At 71.7% G+C, this 14,946-nt stretch carries 15 protein-coding genes; 11 read left to right on the top strand and 4 right to left on the bottom strand.

What is annotated here, in order from left to right; all coding sequences use genetic code 11:
• Positions 1–68 precede the first annotated feature (68 nt).
• On the top strand, positions 69–1,292 hold the full coding sequence (locus OG787_RS01780) for an ROK family protein (protein ID WP_405534071.1): 1,224 nt from the start codon (positions 69–71) through the stop codon (positions 1,290–1,292).
• 14 nt (positions 1,293–1,306) lie between these two features.
• On the opposite strand, the gene OG787_RS01775 is transcribed toward OG787_RS01780, so the two are convergent.
• The 4 genes from OG787_RS01775 to OG787_RS01760 form a co-directional block, all read right to left on the bottom strand.
• Positions 1,307–1,915: a DJ-1/PfpI family protein gene (locus OG787_RS01775; protein WP_405534070.1), complete on the bottom strand. Its 609-nt coding sequence runs from the start codon at positions 1,913–1,915 to the stop codon at positions 1,307–1,309.
• Positions 1,916–1,939: 24 nt separating this feature from the next.
• Positions 1,940–2,950 (bottom strand): Dyp-type peroxidase, encoded by a 1,011-nt coding sequence (locus OG787_RS01770; protein ID WP_405534069.1) that lies wholly within the window; start codon positions 2,948–2,950, stop codon positions 1,940–1,942.
• Between the two features lie 164 nt (positions 2,951–3,114).
• Positions 3,115–3,654 (bottom strand): YbhB/YbcL family Raf kinase inhibitor-like protein, encoded by a 540-nt coding sequence (locus OG787_RS01765; RefSeq protein ID WP_369032254.1) that lies wholly within the window; start codon positions 3,652–3,654, stop codon positions 3,115–3,117.
• Between the two features lie 56 nt (positions 3,655–3,710).
• On the bottom strand, positions 3,711–4,727 hold the full coding sequence (locus OG787_RS01760; RefSeq protein ID WP_405534068.1) for a carbon-nitrogen hydrolase family protein: 1,017 nt from the start codon (positions 4,725–4,727) through the stop codon (positions 3,711–3,713).
• A gap of 163 nt (positions 4,728–4,890) precedes the next feature.
• Between OG787_RS01760 and OG787_RS01755 the strand changes: the two genes are divergently transcribed.
• The 10 genes from OG787_RS01755 to OG787_RS01710 all read left to right on the top strand — a co-directional run bounded on the left by OG787_RS01755 (position 4,891) and on the right by OG787_RS01710 (position 14,875).
• Positions 4,891–6,171 (top strand): GAF domain-containing protein, encoded by a 1,281-nt coding sequence (locus tag OG787_RS01755; RefSeq protein ID WP_405534067.1) that lies wholly within the window; start codon positions 4,891–4,893, stop codon positions 6,169–6,171.
• Between the two features lie 217 nt (positions 6,172–6,388).
• A complete protein-coding gene (locus OG787_RS01750) occupies positions 6,389–6,694 on the top strand; it encodes an MSMEG_0570 family nitrogen starvation response protein (RefSeq protein ID WP_369034263.1) in 306 nt (101 codons plus the stop codon).
• Entirely contained in the window at positions 6,691–8,013 is a 1,323-nt protein-coding gene (locus OG787_RS01745) for an MSMEG_0569 family flavin-dependent oxidoreductase (protein ID WP_369034262.1), read from the top strand. Before OG787_RS01750 ends, OG787_RS01745 begins: the two co-directional genes overlap by 4 nt.
• A 16-nt stretch (positions 8,014–8,029) precedes the next feature.
• Positions 8,030–8,845 carry an amidohydrolase family protein gene (locus tag OG787_RS01740; protein WP_369034261.1) on the top strand — a complete coding sequence of 272 codons (816 nt, stop codon included), beginning with the start codon at positions 8,030–8,032 and terminating at the stop codon, positions 8,843–8,845.
• 42 nt (positions 8,846–8,887) lie between these two features.
• A complete protein-coding gene (locus tag OG787_RS01735) occupies positions 8,888–9,418 on the top strand; it encodes an MSMEG_0572/Sll0783 family nitrogen starvation response protein (RefSeq protein WP_369034260.1) in 531 nt (176 codons plus the stop codon).
• Between the two features lie 10 nt (positions 9,419–9,428).
• Positions 9,429–10,511 (top strand): MSMEG_0568 family radical SAM protein, encoded by a 1,083-nt coding sequence (locus OG787_RS01730; protein ID WP_369034259.1) that lies wholly within the window; start codon positions 9,429–9,431, stop codon positions 10,509–10,511.
• 5 nt (positions 10,512–10,516) lie between these two features.
• The gene (locus OG787_RS01725) at positions 10,517–12,115 is read left to right on the top strand and encodes an MSMEG_0567/sll0787 family protein (protein WP_369034268.1); all 1,599 of its coding nucleotides are present in this window, start codon (positions 10,517–10,519) and stop codon (positions 12,113–12,115) included.
• A complete protein-coding gene (locus tag OG787_RS01720; protein WP_369034258.1) occupies positions 12,112–12,960 on the top strand; it encodes a carbon-nitrogen hydrolase family protein in 849 nt (282 codons plus the stop codon). Before OG787_RS01725 ends, OG787_RS01720 begins: the two co-directional genes overlap by 4 nt.
• Complete coding sequence (locus tag OG787_RS01715; protein ID WP_369034257.1) at positions 12,957–13,793, top strand: carbon-nitrogen hydrolase family protein; 837 nt, start codon at positions 12,957–12,959, stop codon at positions 13,791–13,793. Before OG787_RS01720 ends, OG787_RS01715 begins: the two co-directional genes overlap by 4 nt.
• The gene (locus OG787_RS01710) at positions 13,790–14,875 is read left to right on the top strand and encodes an MSMEG_0565 family glycosyltransferase (RefSeq protein WP_405534066.1); all 1,086 of its coding nucleotides are present in this window, start codon (positions 13,790–13,792) and stop codon (positions 14,873–14,875) included. The genes OG787_RS01715 and OG787_RS01710 overlap by 4 nt, the downstream gene beginning before the upstream one ends.
• Positions 14,876–14,946 lie beyond the last annotated feature (71 nt).

Genomic DNA, 14,946 nt, shown 5'->3' with positions numbered 1-14,946 from the left:
GGATTGTTATCGTCGGGACGATCGGTGCCGGTCCCCGATGTGCCCGCTGCTCAGGAGGTTGATCATTGGTGCCGCAGACGTGGTGGCCGCTCGGCGGACTGCCGGAGCCGTCCCCGCCCGGGCGTGAACTCCCGGCGGTGGTGGGCGTCGCGGACCTGCGGGCCACGAACGCGGCGGCCGTTCTCGCCGCCGTCCGCTCGACGGACCCGCACCCCCGGCTCGCCGCACTGGCCGAGGCGACGAAGCTCTCCCGGCCCACGGTCGAGGCGATCGTCGAGGAACTCACCGACTGCGGCCTCATCGAGGTCGCCCCGGCCGTCTCCGCCCGGGGCCAGCGCTCACCCGGCCGCCCGGCCCGCCGGTTCCGCTTCCGCCCGCACGCGGGCTTCGTCGTCGGGGTGGACGTACGGGCCCGCTCGGTGAGCGCCTGTCTGGCCGACCTCGACGGCAGGCCGGTGGCCGTCGAACGGACGGCGGTACGCGCCGACTTGGGCGGCCAGGCCCGTGCCCGTGCCGTAACTGCCGTAGTACAGCGCGCAATTGACCGCTCGGGAGCCGACGCCCCACGGGTGTGGGCCGCGACGGTGGGCACCCCCGGTCTGGTGAACCGCGGCAACACCCGGATCCGGCAGGCCGACAACCTCAAGGGCTGGGCCGAGGCGGACATCGTCACCGTCCTGAGCGACACCCTCGGCTGCCCGGTGGCCGTCGAGAACGACGCCAACCTCGCCGCACTGGGCGAGCAGTGGCGCGGGGTCGGCGGCGCGGCCGACGAGATGGTGTTCGTCCTGCTCGGCGAACGCCTCGGCGCCGGTGTCATCACCGGGGGACGGCTGCTGCGCGGACACCGGGGCGCGGCCGGTGAGATCGGGTTCATCCGCTTCCCCGGCAGTACGTCGTCCCAGCCCGGCCTCGAACCCCTGGTCCCGGACAGCGTCCGTGACGCTGCCTCGGGGGACCCGGAAGCGGTCGCGGCCATCACCTCGTACGGCCGGAGACTGGCCGCCGGGATCGCGCCCGTGCTGCTCGCGCTCGACCCGGCGCTGGTCGTGCTCGGCACCAGCCTCTTCCCCGTCCCCGGCCTGCTGCCGGCGGCGGAACTCCTCCTGGCCGCCGCCGAGGAGGAGGCCGGCAGTCTCCTCGTCGACCTGCCGCAGTGGCGGCTGTCCGCGCTGGGCGACGAGGCCGTGATCACGGGCGCGGTGCGGTTCGCCCTCTCCTCCGTCGAGGAGGTGCTCCGCACCCGGCCCACCAGCCTTTCGGCGCGGGGGACGCTCGTGAAGCACTCGTAGGGCTTGGTGCTGCGTCAGCGCAGTGCGGCCTCGCCCGCGTGGACGGCACGCAGGGCGCGCTCGACGCTCTGCTCGTTTTCTCCCACCGGAGCCACGTAGTCGAGGACGGCTCGCGCGGCGGCCTCCCCGAGCGTCCGGGTGATCACCCAGGTGGCGAGGTACTGCGACGCCATGCAGCCGCCCGCCGTCGCGATGTTCCCCTCGGCGTGGAACGGCGCGTCCAGCACGGTGACGCCACGCGCCTCGACGAAGGGGCGGCTCGTCCGGTCCGTACAGGCGGGCATGTCACCCAGCAGACCGAGCCGGGCGAGCACCAGCGCGCCGGAGCACTGGGAACCGATCAACTGCCGTGCGGGGTCGAGCGGCAGCCTGGCGATCAGCCGGTCGTCGGCGACCACCTCGCGCGCCTTCACCCCGCTGCCGACCAGCACGACATCGGCCTCGGACACGAACTCCATCGGACGCTGCCCGGTCACCTCGACGCCGTTCATCGACGTGACCACCGGCGTCGGCGTCGTGATGAAGGCCTCCAGACCGTCCTTGCGGCAGCGGTTGATCAGCGCGGACGCGATGAAACTGTCGAGTTCGTTGAACCCGTCGAAGGTGACCACGGCTACCTGCACGACAACCCCTCTCAGTACGGCTGTCTATTGTTCCGCAGACAGGAGACCGTCGGCGGCCCGGACCCGGACCGCCGCTTCCGGGGCAGCGGGCAGGTCGTCGAGGAAGTCGACGGTCGGTACGTGGAACAGCGTGCCGGTGACCGCGATGGAGAAGTCGAGCAGGCGGTCGTGGCTGCCCGGCGGATCGCCGATGAACATGTTCTCCAGCATGCGCTCGATGACCGACGGGGTGCTGGAGTAGCCGATGAAGTACGTGCCGAACTCCCCGCGCCCGGGTGCCCCGAAGGGCATGTTGCTGCGCAGGATCTCCCGTTCGATGCCGTCGGGGTCGGTGATCGAGGTGAGCGCGACATGCGAGTCGGCGGGCTTGACGTCGTCGGGCAGCTCGATGTCGGAGAGCTTGTGGCGGCCGACCGCCCGTTCCTGCGCCTCGACCGGCAGGGCGTTCCACGCGGGCAGGTCGTGCAGGTACTTCTGCACGATGACATAGCTGCCGCCGGTGAAGTCCGGGTCCTGGTCCGGATCGGCGTCACCGATGACGACGGCCGTGTTCGCGGCGGGCCCGGTGGGGTTCTCGGTGCCGTCGACGAAACCGAGCAGGTCGCGTTCGTCGAAGTACTTGAAGCCGGACACCTCGTCCCGGACGGTGACCGCGCCGCGCAGCCGGTCCATCAGCTGGGTGGCCAGCTCGAAGCAGAGGTCCGGCTGCCGGGCCTTGATGTGGAAGAGCAGATCGCCCGGGGTGGCGGGCGCGGTGTGCTTGGCGCCGACGACTTCCCGGAAGGGATGCAGCTCGGCCGGCCTGGGACCGGTGAACAGCCGGTCCCAGGCCTCGGAGCCGATGCCCGCGACGCAGGTCAGCTCCCCTTCCGGAATCCGGAAACCGACGGCCCGCACCAGACCGGAGAGGTCGGTGAGCAACTCCCGTACGACCGGCTCCCCGCCGGGATCGACGGTCACGACCAGGAAGACGGCGGAGTTGGTGAGCGGGCTCAGTACCGACTGCGGGACGGGCTGCGGCTCGGGCACGGACATTCCTCGATCCTTCGGCGGGCTTCTTCGACGAGACGCTTGGTCGAACACGGAGACCGGACCCGATCAGCCTCTCATCGGAGCCCGCTCCTTCGCGGCGTCATCGATGATCCGTCGGCCTGGCGGCCTGGCGGCCTGGCGGCCTGGCGGCCTGTCCGACGTGATGGTCAGGCGGGGGTCTCGGCGGTGGCGGTGAGGATCGCGCGGCCGAGGATGTGGCGGGCCATGGTGAAGCCGAGGAAGGCGGGGGTGGAGTCGGCCGGGATGGCGATGTTCTCGACGTCGAGGGCGTGCACCACGAAGACGTAGCGGTGGGCGCCGTGTCCGGCCGGCGGGGCCGCGCCGATGAAGCGTCCGGTGCGGGCGTCGTTGGGTACCTGGAAGGCGCCCTCGGGCAGGTTGGATCCGGTGTCGTCGCCGACGCCCTCGGGCAGGTCGGTGACGGTGGCGGGGAGGTCGGCCACGGCCCAGTGCCAGAAGCCGGAGCCGGTCGGGGCGTCCGGGTCGTACATCGTGACGGCGTAGCTCCGGGTGCCCTCGGGGGCGTCGCTCCAGGACAGTTGCGGGGAGACGTCCTTGCCGCCCGGGATGCCGAAGAGGCCGGACATCTGCTCGACGGGCAGTGGGGCGCCGTCGGTGAGTGTGGTGCTGGTGAGGGTGAAGGTCGCTGCCTCGGGGAGGCGGGCGAAGGGGTCGTTGGCGCTCATGGCGTCGTTCCTTTCACGGGACATGCGGGTATTCGGGGATGTGTGTCCGGGGGTGGTCAGTCGGGCGCGACGACGTCCGTGCCGGACTCCTTCGGCTCGGTGACGGCCCCGTCGGCAGCCGGGTCGACGTACTCGACGCGCTCCTTCGGGCGGGGGTCGAAGGTGAGGCGGAAGACGTCGGGGCGGGAGTAGTGGCCGGCCGGGTCGTAGGCGTGTTTGGCGATGGCGAGGAGGTCGGAGTCGAGGTCGGCGTAGAGGATGCCCTCCTCGGTCTCGGGCAGGGGCTTGGCGAGTTCGGTGCCCTCGGGGCCGTAGATGCGGGTGAATCCGCCGCCCTGGAGGAGGAGTTCCCGCTTGGCGTCGGTGTCGCAGAACAGGTCCTGTCCCGCCTGGCCGACCGTGGCGCAGGGCGCGAGGACGAAGGTCTGGCCCTCGACGGCGTAGACCAGGCTGACGGCCGTGTTCACCTCGGGCCCGAGCGCGGTCGCCATGCCCCGGTAGACGGAGAAGCTCGGCCAGGACGCGACGTGGATCTGCTCGCCCTTGCTGTACATCGTGTACTTGGTCAGCGGCTGGATGTGCTCGGCGCAGTTCAGCGCGCCCAGGCGGCCGAGTCTGGTCTCGTGGACCTGGATGTCGCTGCCGTCGCCCTCGCCGAAGACGGTGCGTTCGGCGTGGGTGGGCTTGAGTTTGCGGCGTACGGCGAGCACGCGGCCGGTGTCGTCGATGGTGGCCTGGGCCATGTAGAGGCTGCCGGTGACGGTGCGTTCGGCGAAGCCGAGGACGACGAAGATGCGGTGTTCGGCGGCGGCCGCGGCGATACGGGCGAGGTGTTCTCCGTCGCGGGTCATGGAGTTGTCCGCGTACCGGGGGACGTACTGCATGCCGGCGAGGGGGGAGTCCAGCCAGATCCACCACGGGTAGCCGGGCAGGAACACCTCGGGGAAGGCGACCAGCTCGGCTCCGCCGGCGGCGGCCTGGGCGATCAGGTCCACGGCGTGGTCCACCCCGGCGTCGAGGTCCAGCCACTTGGGTTCGGCCTGTACGGCCGCTACACGCACTACGGAAGACACGTCTCGTACTCCATCTCGGCCGCGACGGCGTTCACTCGGTTCGCTCGTTGCGGGGAACGTTACGGCCGCTCACCGGCCCGGAAGAGGTGTGAATCCTCCACTCTTCGTCCGTGTCCGGCGTATGATTCACCCACCCTGTGACCGTGGTGAGCTAGGACATCTGATGGACCGCACCGAGGACGAACAGCTCCAGCGGCAGCGTCGTCGGGAGCGGGAGCTGTCCAGTCTGTACGCCACGGCACGGTCGCTGACCGTGCTGCGCGGAGTCGAGGAGGTGCTGGCCAGTGTCGTCGGGCACGCTCATGACCTGATCGGTACCGATCTCGCGTATCTGGCGGTGCTGGAGGAGGACGGGGCGTATCTGCGGGTGCGCGCCACGGCCGGGACGGTCACCCCCGGGTTCGCCGAGCGGACGCACGGTCCTGCCCATGTCGGCATCGCCGGGCGGGTGGCCACGACCCGGGCCCCGTACTGGGCGAGTGACTATCTGGCGTCGACCGAGATCGTCCACCATCCGGGTATCGACAGTTCCATCGAGGCGGAGGGCATCGTGTCGATGCTCGGGGTCCCGCTGATCGCGGGTGGCCGGTTCCTCGGCACGCTGATCGCGGCGAACCGTCAGGAGCGGCCGTTCGTCCGGGACGATGTCGCCCTGCTGAGCGCCTTCGGCGACCACGCGGCGGTGGCGCTGGAGAACGCCCGGCTCTACGACGAGAGCCGCCGCGCGCTGCACGCCCTGGAGACGGCGTACGCCACGATCGAGGCGGCCGAGGCCGTCCACGAGGCGCTCACCCGTGTGGTGCTGGCCGGCGGTGACGTGGGCGCCGTCGCCGATCTCGTCGTGGACACCCTGGGCGGTGGAGTCCTCGTCCTCGACCACGCCCAGCGTGTCCTCGTCGCCCGCGGAGAGCCTGCCGACGAGGGCGAGGCACAGGTCCGTGAGCACGCCGTCCTTTCCGCCTCCCCGCCCATGGCCGAGGCGGTCGCCCCCGGCATCGAGGAGAGCCGCAGGTCCGGGCGCTGTGTCACCGTCGAGCGTGGCGACACCCTGCGGCACACCGTGGCGGCGGTCGTCGTCGGCGCCACCCACATGGGCGCCCTCGTCCTGTCCCGCCACGGCGACCCGGACCCGGTCGAGGCACGCATCCTCGAACGCGCGGCACAGACCGCGGCCCTGCTGACCCTGACCCAGGACGCCGTCGTCCGGGCCGAGGAACGCGTCCGGGGCGAACTCCTCACCCAACTCCTCACCGCCCCGCGCCCGTTCTCCACCGAACTCGCCCTGCGCGCCCGCGCCCGGCACATCCACACCAACACCCTCCTCAAGCGGATCGAGCGCATCGGCGGCCTGCTCGGGCCCGAATGGCAGCAGCCGGACAACGCCCTGAGGCTTCAGCTCGCGGTCCATCTCCATGAATTGGCCCGACAGGTCGAAAAGCCCTGAGCGGCGCGGCAAGTTCATTTCTCCGTGGCAGCACGGCATTCGGAGCATTCGATTTGCCTCAGAGGCAACTCTGCGTGCATGTGAGGGCACTTGGCGTGAGGGCTATGTAACTCCGCCTTATTCCGGATGACGCCGTTCGGTAATTCGCGCTGGCTGAAGTGGTCGTCAGAAGCAGCGGCGAGGTGACCGAACCTCGGCGCCCCGCATGGAGGATTTCATGCCTGAGCTGTATTTCCATGTGCGCTGGCCCGACGGCGAGACCCAGCGCTGCTATTCACCTTCCACCGTAATCGAGGACTACCTCGCCCCCGGCGGCGTCTACGAACTCGGCGACTTCCTGGAGCGAAGCCGGACCGCGCTCGGAATCGCGAGCGACCGGGTGCGCGAGAAGTACGGATTCGCCTGCACCGGGGCCTCCGACCAGCTGGCGCAGCTCGAACGGACGGCAGCCGCGTACGCCTCCCTCGACGGGGCCGAGGTCGCCGTCGAGGCACTCAGCAACGCCGACGGGAGCATGCGGTGAGCGCGCCGAGGCTGGCCGGGGCCCACTTCCCGGTGGCGGTCGTCGGCGGCGGCCAGGCCGGTCTGTCGGTCAGCTACTGCCTGCGTGAGCGCGGCATCGAGCATGTCGTCGTCGAGCGGAACCGGGTCGGCCACGAGTGGCGCGAGCGCCGCTGGGACTCCTTCTGCCTGGTGACGCCCAACTGGCAGTGCAAACTGCCCGGTTACCCCTACCAGGGGGACGACCCCGACGGCTTCATGGTCCGCGACGAGATCATCCGCTATCTGGAGGGGTACGTCGCCTCCTTCCAGCCCCCGCTGCGGGAGGGTGTCGCCGTCACCGGACTGCGCCGGGGTGCTGGCGGCGTCTTCGAACTGTCCACCGACGAAGGGGAGTTCACCGCCGACCAGGTCGTCGTGGCCGCCGGTCCCTACCACACCCCGTCCATCCCGAGGATGGCCGAGCGACTGCCCGCCGGGATCGAGCAGATCCACTCCTCCGGCTACCGCAACGCGGACCAGCTCCCCGACGGAGCCGTCCTGGTGGTCGGCACCGGACAGTCCGGCTGCCAGATAGCCGAGGATCTCCATCTGGCCGGCCGGCAGGTCCATCTGGCCGTCGGCAGCGCACCCCGCGTCGCCCGCTTCTACCGGGGCCGGGACTGCGTCGCCTGGCTGGACGACATGGGCTACTACGACAAGAGCATCGACGAGTTCGACGACGCCGGCGCCGTCCGGATGCGCGTCAACCACTACGTCACCGGGCGCGACGGAGGCCGTGACATCGATCTGCGGGCCTTCGCCCGCGACGGAATGCGCCTGCACGGACGGCTGACGGGCATCGGCGGCAGTGACGGTACGCGCCTGGAGTTCGCCGACGACCTCAAGGCCAACCTCGACCGGGCGGACGCCGTGGCCGAGGGCATCAAGGACAGCATCGACGCCCACATCACCGCGCGGAAGATCACGGCCCCCGACGAGCCCCGGTACGTACCGGTGTGGGAGCCCTCCGGGCATACGCCCGCCCTGGACCTGGAGGCGGCCGGCATCACCTCCGTCGTCTGGTCCACCGGGTTCACCCGCGACCACCGCTGGATCGAGATACCCGCCTTCGACGGCCGCGGCTACCCCATGCACTGGCGGGGCGCCACCAGCACCCCCGGCCTGTACTTCCTGGGCCTGCCCTGGCAGTACTCCTGGGGCTCCGGACGCTTCGAAGCGGTGGGCAGGGACGCCGAGTTCCTCGCGAACCACATCGACGTGTCCCGCCGTATGGCCGATGTCTGCGGCACCCTCACCGGCGCCCCCAGCGAACTCGCCTCCGCGCTCCCGATCGGCTGAAGGAGGTATCCCGACCATGGTCTTCGACGCACACCGCCACATCGGCGTCCTGCCCGCGTACCCCTTCTACGGCGGACCGCCCGTCAACCCCGACACCACCGCCCGCGCCACCGTCAAGCAACTGGTCGCCGACATGGACGCCGAGGGCACCGAACGCGCCCTCGTCATCCCCAACTACGGCGTCCCCGACCCCGATCTCGCCTTCTCCTTCAACGAGTTGGCGATCGAGGCCGCCCAGAGCGACGACCGCATCCGGGCCGGACTGTGGGTGTCCCCGCGCCCCGAGGACGAGCACCGCACAGCGCGGGCCCTCGCCCTGGCCGGTGAACAGGGCGTGAAGGCACTGAAGTTGAGTTTCCTGCTCGGCGGACGCCCCACCGACCCGGCCTGCCGCCCGATGCTGGACCGCATCTTCCAGGTCGCAGAGCACCACAACCTGGTCGTCCACGTCCACACCTCGCCCGGCGCCGCCTCCGACATCGACGAGGTCGGCCACCTGGTCGACTGGTACGCCGACCGGGTGCCCGTCCATCTCGTGCACTTCGGCGGCGGGATGAGCGGCCACATCAAGCTCGTCGGCTCCCGGTTCTTCGACTGGATCACCGCCGGCAAGCGCGTCTACACCGACCTCTCCTGGGCCATCGGCTTCACACCCCGCTGGCTGGCCCAGGAGATCGAGCGCCGCGGTATCGGCCACGACCGCGTGCTCTTCGCCAGCGACCAGCCGTGGGGCGACTTCACGGGCGAGTACGCCCGGCTCGCCGAAGCGACCGGCGGCGGCGAACTCGGCGAACTCGTCTTCAGGGACACGTTCGCCGCGCTCTACGACTGACCCCGCTCCCCTTTCAGTTCCAGCACGTACAAGGAGACAACCATGTCCGAATCCGTCGTCACCGCCGAACTCTCCGACGTCGAGCAGAAGTCCCTCGACGAGATCCCGCACCCCTCGCTCGCCGACGGCAGCAGCATCTACGGCTCCACGAAGGTCTTCCCCGACTACCAGGCCGAGAACGGCGAGACCTACTTCACCCTCGTCCACGGCATCGCCCACGAGTCCTCGGTCTCCTTCGTTGCCGTCCTCCAGGCGACCCGCGCCCTGCGCAAGGGCTTCGAGACCGCCATCTACTTCTACGGCCCGGGCTCGCTCAACTGCCTTGCCACCCGCGGCTTCCCGACCGTCGGCAACTCCGCCTTCCCCGGCGAGCACAACATCAACAACCAGCTCAAGACGTTCATCGCCGAGGGCGGTAAGGCCTACTGCTGCCGTTTCGGACTGTCCCTGCACGGCGCCCGCGAGGAGGACCTCATCGAGGGCGTCATCCCCACCCACCCCCTGGACGTCCAGGACGCGCTGATCCACTACGCGCGCAAGGGCGCCATCATCAACTCCACCTACCAGCTGTAAGGGGCGGACCGTGAGCGTTGGCACCAACACAGCGGTGGACGTGCGGATCATGACCCGCGCCGAACTCGCCCTGCACGGCGTGGCGTTGGACGCGCCCGTGCGGCGGCCGGACGGCGCGGGGCCCAGCGACGACGGGCACGTCCTTGTCGACGGTGCCAACGCCGCGCTGCCCACCAACCCCGACAGCCCCTACTCCGTACGCGACGGCAAGGTCTGGCTCGGCGAGGAGGACACCGGCCTGACCCTGACCGCCGTACGCCGCCCGAAGTTCTACGACCTGACGACCGCCGACGGCATCCGCTACGAGCAGATCGCCCGTCTGCACGGTGCCGACGTCCTCGCCACCACCGTCGTCCAGACCTGTATCCGCTACGCCGAGTCCGACCGCTGCCGCTTCTGCACCATCGAGGAGTCCCTGCGCTCCGGTGCGACGGTCGCCGCCAAGACGCCCGCCCAGCTCGCCGAAGTCGCCGAGGCGGCCGTGCGGTTGGACGGCGTCAGGCAGATGGTGATGACCACCGGCACGACGGCCGGCCCCGACCGGGGCGCCCGCAACCTCGTACGGTCGGTCAGGGCGGTGTTGGAAGCCGTACCCGGCCTGCCGATCCAGGTGCAGTGCGAGCCGCCCGGAGACCTCGTGTGGATACGGGAGCTGCACGACGCCGGAGCCACCGCCATCGGCATCCACGTCGAGTCGCTCGACGACGAGGTGCGCGGGCGCTGGCTGCCCGGCAAGTCCACCGTCCCGATGGCCGAGTACGAGGCCGCGTGGGACGAGGCGGTACGGGTCTTCGGGCCCAACCGGGTCTCCACCTACCTCCTCGTCGGCCTCGGCGAGGACCCCGACGAACTCGTCGCGGGAGCGGGGGAGTTGATCGACCGGGGCGTGTACCCCTTCGTCGTCCCCTACCGCCCGATGGGCGGCACGCTCGCCGCCCGCGACGGGATCGCCGCCCCGAGCGCCGAGTTGCTGCGGTACGTCACCGAGGGCGTCGCGGCGAAGCTGCGCGCGGCCGGGATGAGCGGCGCCGACCAGCAGGCCGGCTGTGCCGCCTGCGGGGCGTGCAGTGTCCTGCGGACCGCGGGCGGGTGAGCGCCGTGTACCTCGACGGTTCCGTCGTCGCGTCGGCCGGGGACGGGCCGCAGGACATCCTCGCCCTGCTCGGCGACCGCAGCACGCTCGCCCGGATGCTGCCCGCCTTCCGCGTCGAGGAGGCGGACGGCACGGCGGATCTGGCCGCCTACCGGCGGCTCCGCCGCGACGCCTTCGTCCACGAGCAGGGACTCTTCGCCCACCACGACCTGGACGACCGCGACAGCGACCCCCGGACCGTCGTCCTGGTCGCGCGGGACCCGGAGGGCACGGTGGTCGGCGGGGTGCGTCTCGGCCCGGTCACCGACGGCCCCGACATCGGCTGGTGGGCCGGCGGCCGGCTCGTCGTCGCCCGCGGCGCCCGTGGCCCGCACGGCATCGGCGCGGCCCTGGTCCGCGCGGCCTGTGCACGGGCGGAGACCGAGGGCGTCCTCCGCTTCGACGCGACCGTCCAGGCCCGAAACGAAGTCCTCTTCAGACGACTCGGCTGGCGCCGGATGCGACCGACAACGGTCGCGGACACACCGCACGTCCTGATGCGCTGGCCGATCGACCGGATCACGAACCTGGTGGCAGCCACCAAGTCCCCTCTCGGACAACTCCTGGCGGCTCTGCCAGGGTCGGCGGGCCGCACTTTCGGCCAGGATCCGGCCGACAGGTCGCTGGGCGCGAAGGCGCGGTCCATCCCCGGCGGCGAGTCGGCGAGTTCGGCCACGCGCCCCGATAGGGGCGCGGGGAACTGCGCGACAAGCCCCCACCGGCCCGCGGTGAACGAACTGCCGGGCGGCCCCGGATTCGTGGGCGACGACGGAGCCCCGGTACCCGGCACCGACCTCATCGCCGCATGCGACGCCATCGTGCCGTCCATGGTCGAGCGCGACCCCGACTGGGCGGGCTGGTGCGCGGTCCTCGTGAACGTCAACGACCTCGCCGCGATGGGCGCTTCACCGGTCGGACTCCTCGACGCCGTGGGCGCGAAGGACGTCGCCCACGCCCGACAGATCCTCGCCGGACTCGCCCGCGCCGCACAGGCGTACGGCGTCCCGGTGCTGGGCGGACACACCCAACTCGGCGTGCCCGCAGCCCTGTCGGTGACCGCACTCGGCCGCACCGCGCACCCCGTCCCGGGCGGCGGCGGACGGCCCGGACACGCCGTACGGCTGACCGCCGACCTCGGCGGCGACTGGCGCCCGGGATACCGGGGCCGCCAGTGGGACTCGTCAAGTCACCGTCGTACGGACGAACTCCGCGCCATGACCGGCGCGGTGGCCGCCGCTCGGCCCGCCGCCGCCAAGGACGTGTCGATGGCCGGGATCGCCGGCACCCTCGGCATGCTCGCCGAGGCGAGCGGCTGCGGAGCCGTCCTCGACGTGGCCGCCGTACCCCGGCCGACGACCGCGACGACGGGCGACTGGCTGACCTGCTTCCCCGGCTTCGCGATGCTCACCACCGACGAGCCCGGCGCCCCACCGCTCCCCGCGGGGCCCGCGACGGGCGCCGTCTGCGGGGAGCTGACAGACGGACAAGGCGTCGGGCTGCGCTGGCCCGACGGAGAGATCACCGAAGCGGTCACCTCCACGGTGACCGGGATGGGGACCGCATGACCACCCTGCGTATGGCGGCCGTGGCCGCCGAGTTCGGCCGTGACCTCGAAGAGGACTTCGCGACCGCCGAGCGGCTGATCAAGGAGGCCCGGGAGGAGGGCGTACGGCTGCTCGCGCTCCCGGAAGCCTGCCTCGGCGGCTATCTGCTCAGCCTCGACGACGACAGCGCCCTGGACGAGGGTCCGCCCGCGCTCGCCCTCGACGGCCCCGAGATCGCCCGACTGGCCGCCCTGGCCGGGGAGATGACCGTCGTCGCGGGCTACTGCGAGGCCGCCGGCGACGCCCGCTACAACAGCGTGGTCTGTGTCAACGGCGACGGCGTGCTCGGCAACCACCGCAAGGTCCACCAGCCGCTCAGCGAGGACGCCAGCTACGCCTCCGGGGACCGGTTCCACGCCTTCGACACCCCGGTCGGCCGGATCGGGATGATGATCTGCTACGACAAGGCGTTCCCGGAGTCGGCCCGCGCGCTGGCCCTCGACGGCGCCGAGATCGGCGTGGTCGTCTCCGCCTGGCCCGGCGCACGCACCAACGCCGTCACCGATCTCGTCAACGACCGCTGGAAGCGCCGCTTCGACCTGTTCGACCGGGCCCGCGCCCTGGAGAACCAGATCGTGTGGATCTCCGCCAACCAGGCGGGTACCTTCGGGTCGCTACGCTTCGTCGGCAGCGCCAAGGTCGTCGACCCCGGCGGCGAGATCCTCGCCGACACCGGAGTCGAAGCCGGCCTGGCGGTCGCCGAACTCGACGTCGCCCAGGCCCTGGAGACCGCCCGCCGCTCCATGGGGCACCTGCGGGACCGGCGCCCGGAAACCTATACGTACGCAGGAGCAGTCACCGCATGAGCAGCATCCGGATCGCGGCCGCCGCCGCCCACTTCGGCCGCGACCTGGAGTTCGACCTCGCCCGTATCGCGAAACTCATCGACGACGCGCGAGGTTCCGGCGCCGGACTGCTCGTCCTGCCCGACGCCGCGCTGGGCGGCTACCTCGCCGACCTGCGCCACCCCGACCCCGAGGCCCTGCCCCCGGCCCTCAAGCCGGACGACCCCGTGATCCTCCAAGTGGCCCGCCTGGCCGCCGAGATGGTCGTCTGCGTCGGCTACTGCGAGGACGGCGGCACCGAGCGCTACAACGCCGCCGTCTGCGTCAGCGGCGACGGTGTCCTCGGCCGCCACCGCAAGGTCCACCTCCCGGCGGGGGAGGTGGCCGCGTACGCGCCCGGGGACCGTTTCGACGCCTTCGACACCCCGGTCGGCCGGATCGGGATGCTCATCGACTACGACAAGACGTTCCCCGAGTCGGCCCGCTCCCTGGCCCTGGACGGCGCCGAGATCCTCGCCTGCCTCTCCGCCTGGCCCACCAGCATCACCAACCGCGCCCCCCGCATGGCCCAGGACCGCCAGGCCAAGCTCTTCGACCTGTACGACCAGTCCCGCGCCGCCGAGAACCAGGTCGTCCTCGCCTCCTCCAACCAGACCGGCGCGATGGGCGGCATGCGCTTCCTCGGCCAGTCCAAGGTCGTCGGCCCAGGCGGCGACATCCTCGCCCGCACCTGGGCCAAGGCGGGCCTCGCGGTCGCCGAGGTGGACGTCGCCGCCGAGATCGACCGCGCCCGCCGCGTCCTGCGCCACCTCGACGAACGCAGGCCCGCCGCCTACCGGGAGACCCCGTCATGACCACGCTGAGGATCGCCCTGCTCAGCTACTCGACCCGGCCGCGCGGCGGAGTCGTGCACACCCTCGCCCTCGCCGAGGCACTGGCCGCCGCCGGACAGGACGTCACGGTGTGGTCGCTCGGCCGGGGCGGCGACGCCACCTTCTTCCGGCCCGTGGACCCGGCCGTACGCGTCCGGATCGTGCCCTTCCCCGACGGACCCGAGGCCGAGACGGTCGGTGAACGCGTCCTGCGCTCCATCGCGACCCTGCGCGACGCCTTCGACCCCGCCCCCTACGACATCGTCCACGCCCAGGACTGCATCAGCGCCAACGCGGCGGGCCCCTGCGTCCGTACGGTCCACCACATCGACCACTTCACCACCCCCGAACTGGCCGCCTGCCACGAACGGGCCATCGTCGAGCCGTACGCGCATGTGTGCGTCTCCCGGTCGGTCGCCGACGAACTCGCCCGGGGCTGGGGACTCAAGGCCGAGGTCATCCCCAACGGAGTGGCGTACGAACGGTTCGCGACCACCGACCCGGCGGCGCGGGCGGCATGGCGTACGCGGCTGGGCCGGTACGTTCTGACCGTCGGGGGCATCGAACCCCGCAAGGGCTCCCTCGACCTCCTGGAGGCGTACGCCCTGCTGCGCGCCGAACATCCCGACGTGCGGCTGGTCGTCGCGGGCGGGGAGACCCTGTTCGACTACCGGGACTACCGGGCCCGCTGGGAGGCCCGGGCGGCGGAACTCGGCGTCGAGCCCGTCGTCCTCGGCCCGGTCCCCGACGACGAACTCCCGGCCCTGGTCATGGCCGCCGGAGCGTTCGCCTTCCCCTCCCTCAAGGAGGGCTTCGGGCTCGCCGCGATGGAGGCGCTGGCCGCCGGGGTCCCGCTGGTCGTCCGCGACCTCCCTGTCCTGCGCGAGGTCTTCGGCCCCGCCGCCCGCTTCGGCACCTCCCCGCAGGACCTGGCCGACGAACTCGCCCTGGCCCTCACCCGCCCCGACCCGGACCGGCAGACCGCCGGTCGCCGACTGGCCGCCCACCACACCTGGGCCACGGCCGCCCGGCTCCACCTGGACTTCTATCGCTCCCTGAGCTGATCGGCGGGAGTACGGGGCCCGCCCGAGCCGGCGTGCCAGAATGGGGCGCCCGCCTGTCGTCCGTTCCCCAT

Source organism: Streptomyces sp. NBC_00075, from assembly GCF_045041225.1.
Classification (GTDB): Bacteria; Actinomycetota; Actinomycetes; order Streptomycetales; family Streptomycetaceae; genus Streptomyces; species Streptomyces adonidis.
This window is presented reverse-complemented; position numbering and strand designations above follow the sequence as displayed.

Coding starts and splice junctions, on each gene's coding strand:
- OG787_RS01740 (WP_369034261.1), top strand. CDS start 8,030: ATGGTCTTCGACGCACACCGCCACATCGGCGTCCTGCCCGCGTACCCC.
- OG787_RS01710 (WP_405534066.1), top strand. CDS start 13,790: ATGACCACGCTGAGGATCGCCCTGCTCAGCTACTCGACCCGGCCGCGC.
- OG787_RS01755 (WP_405534067.1), top strand. CDS start 4,891: ATGGACCGCACCGAGGACGAACAGCTCCAGCGGCAGCGTCGTCGGGAG.
- OG787_RS01720 (WP_369034258.1), top strand. CDS start 12,112: ATGACCACCCTGCGTATGGCGGCCGTGGCCGCCGAGTTCGGCCGTGAC.
- OG787_RS01770 (WP_405534069.1), bottom strand. CDS start 2,950: ATGTCCGTGCCCGAGCCGCAGCCCGTCCCGCAGTCGGTACTGAGCCCG.
- OG787_RS01715 (WP_369034257.1), top strand. CDS start 12,957: ATGAGCAGCATCCGGATCGCGGCCGCCGCCGCCCACTTCGGCCGCGAC.
- OG787_RS01750 (WP_369034263.1), top strand. CDS start 6,389: ATGCCTGAGCTGTATTTCCATGTGCGCTGGCCCGACGGCGAGACCCAG.
- OG787_RS01765 (WP_369032254.1), bottom strand. CDS start 3,654: ATGAGCGCCAACGACCCCTTCGCCCGCCTCCCCGAGGCAGCGACCTTC.
- OG787_RS01735 (WP_369034260.1), top strand. CDS start 8,888: ATGTCCGAATCCGTCGTCACCGCCGAACTCTCCGACGTCGAGCAGAAG.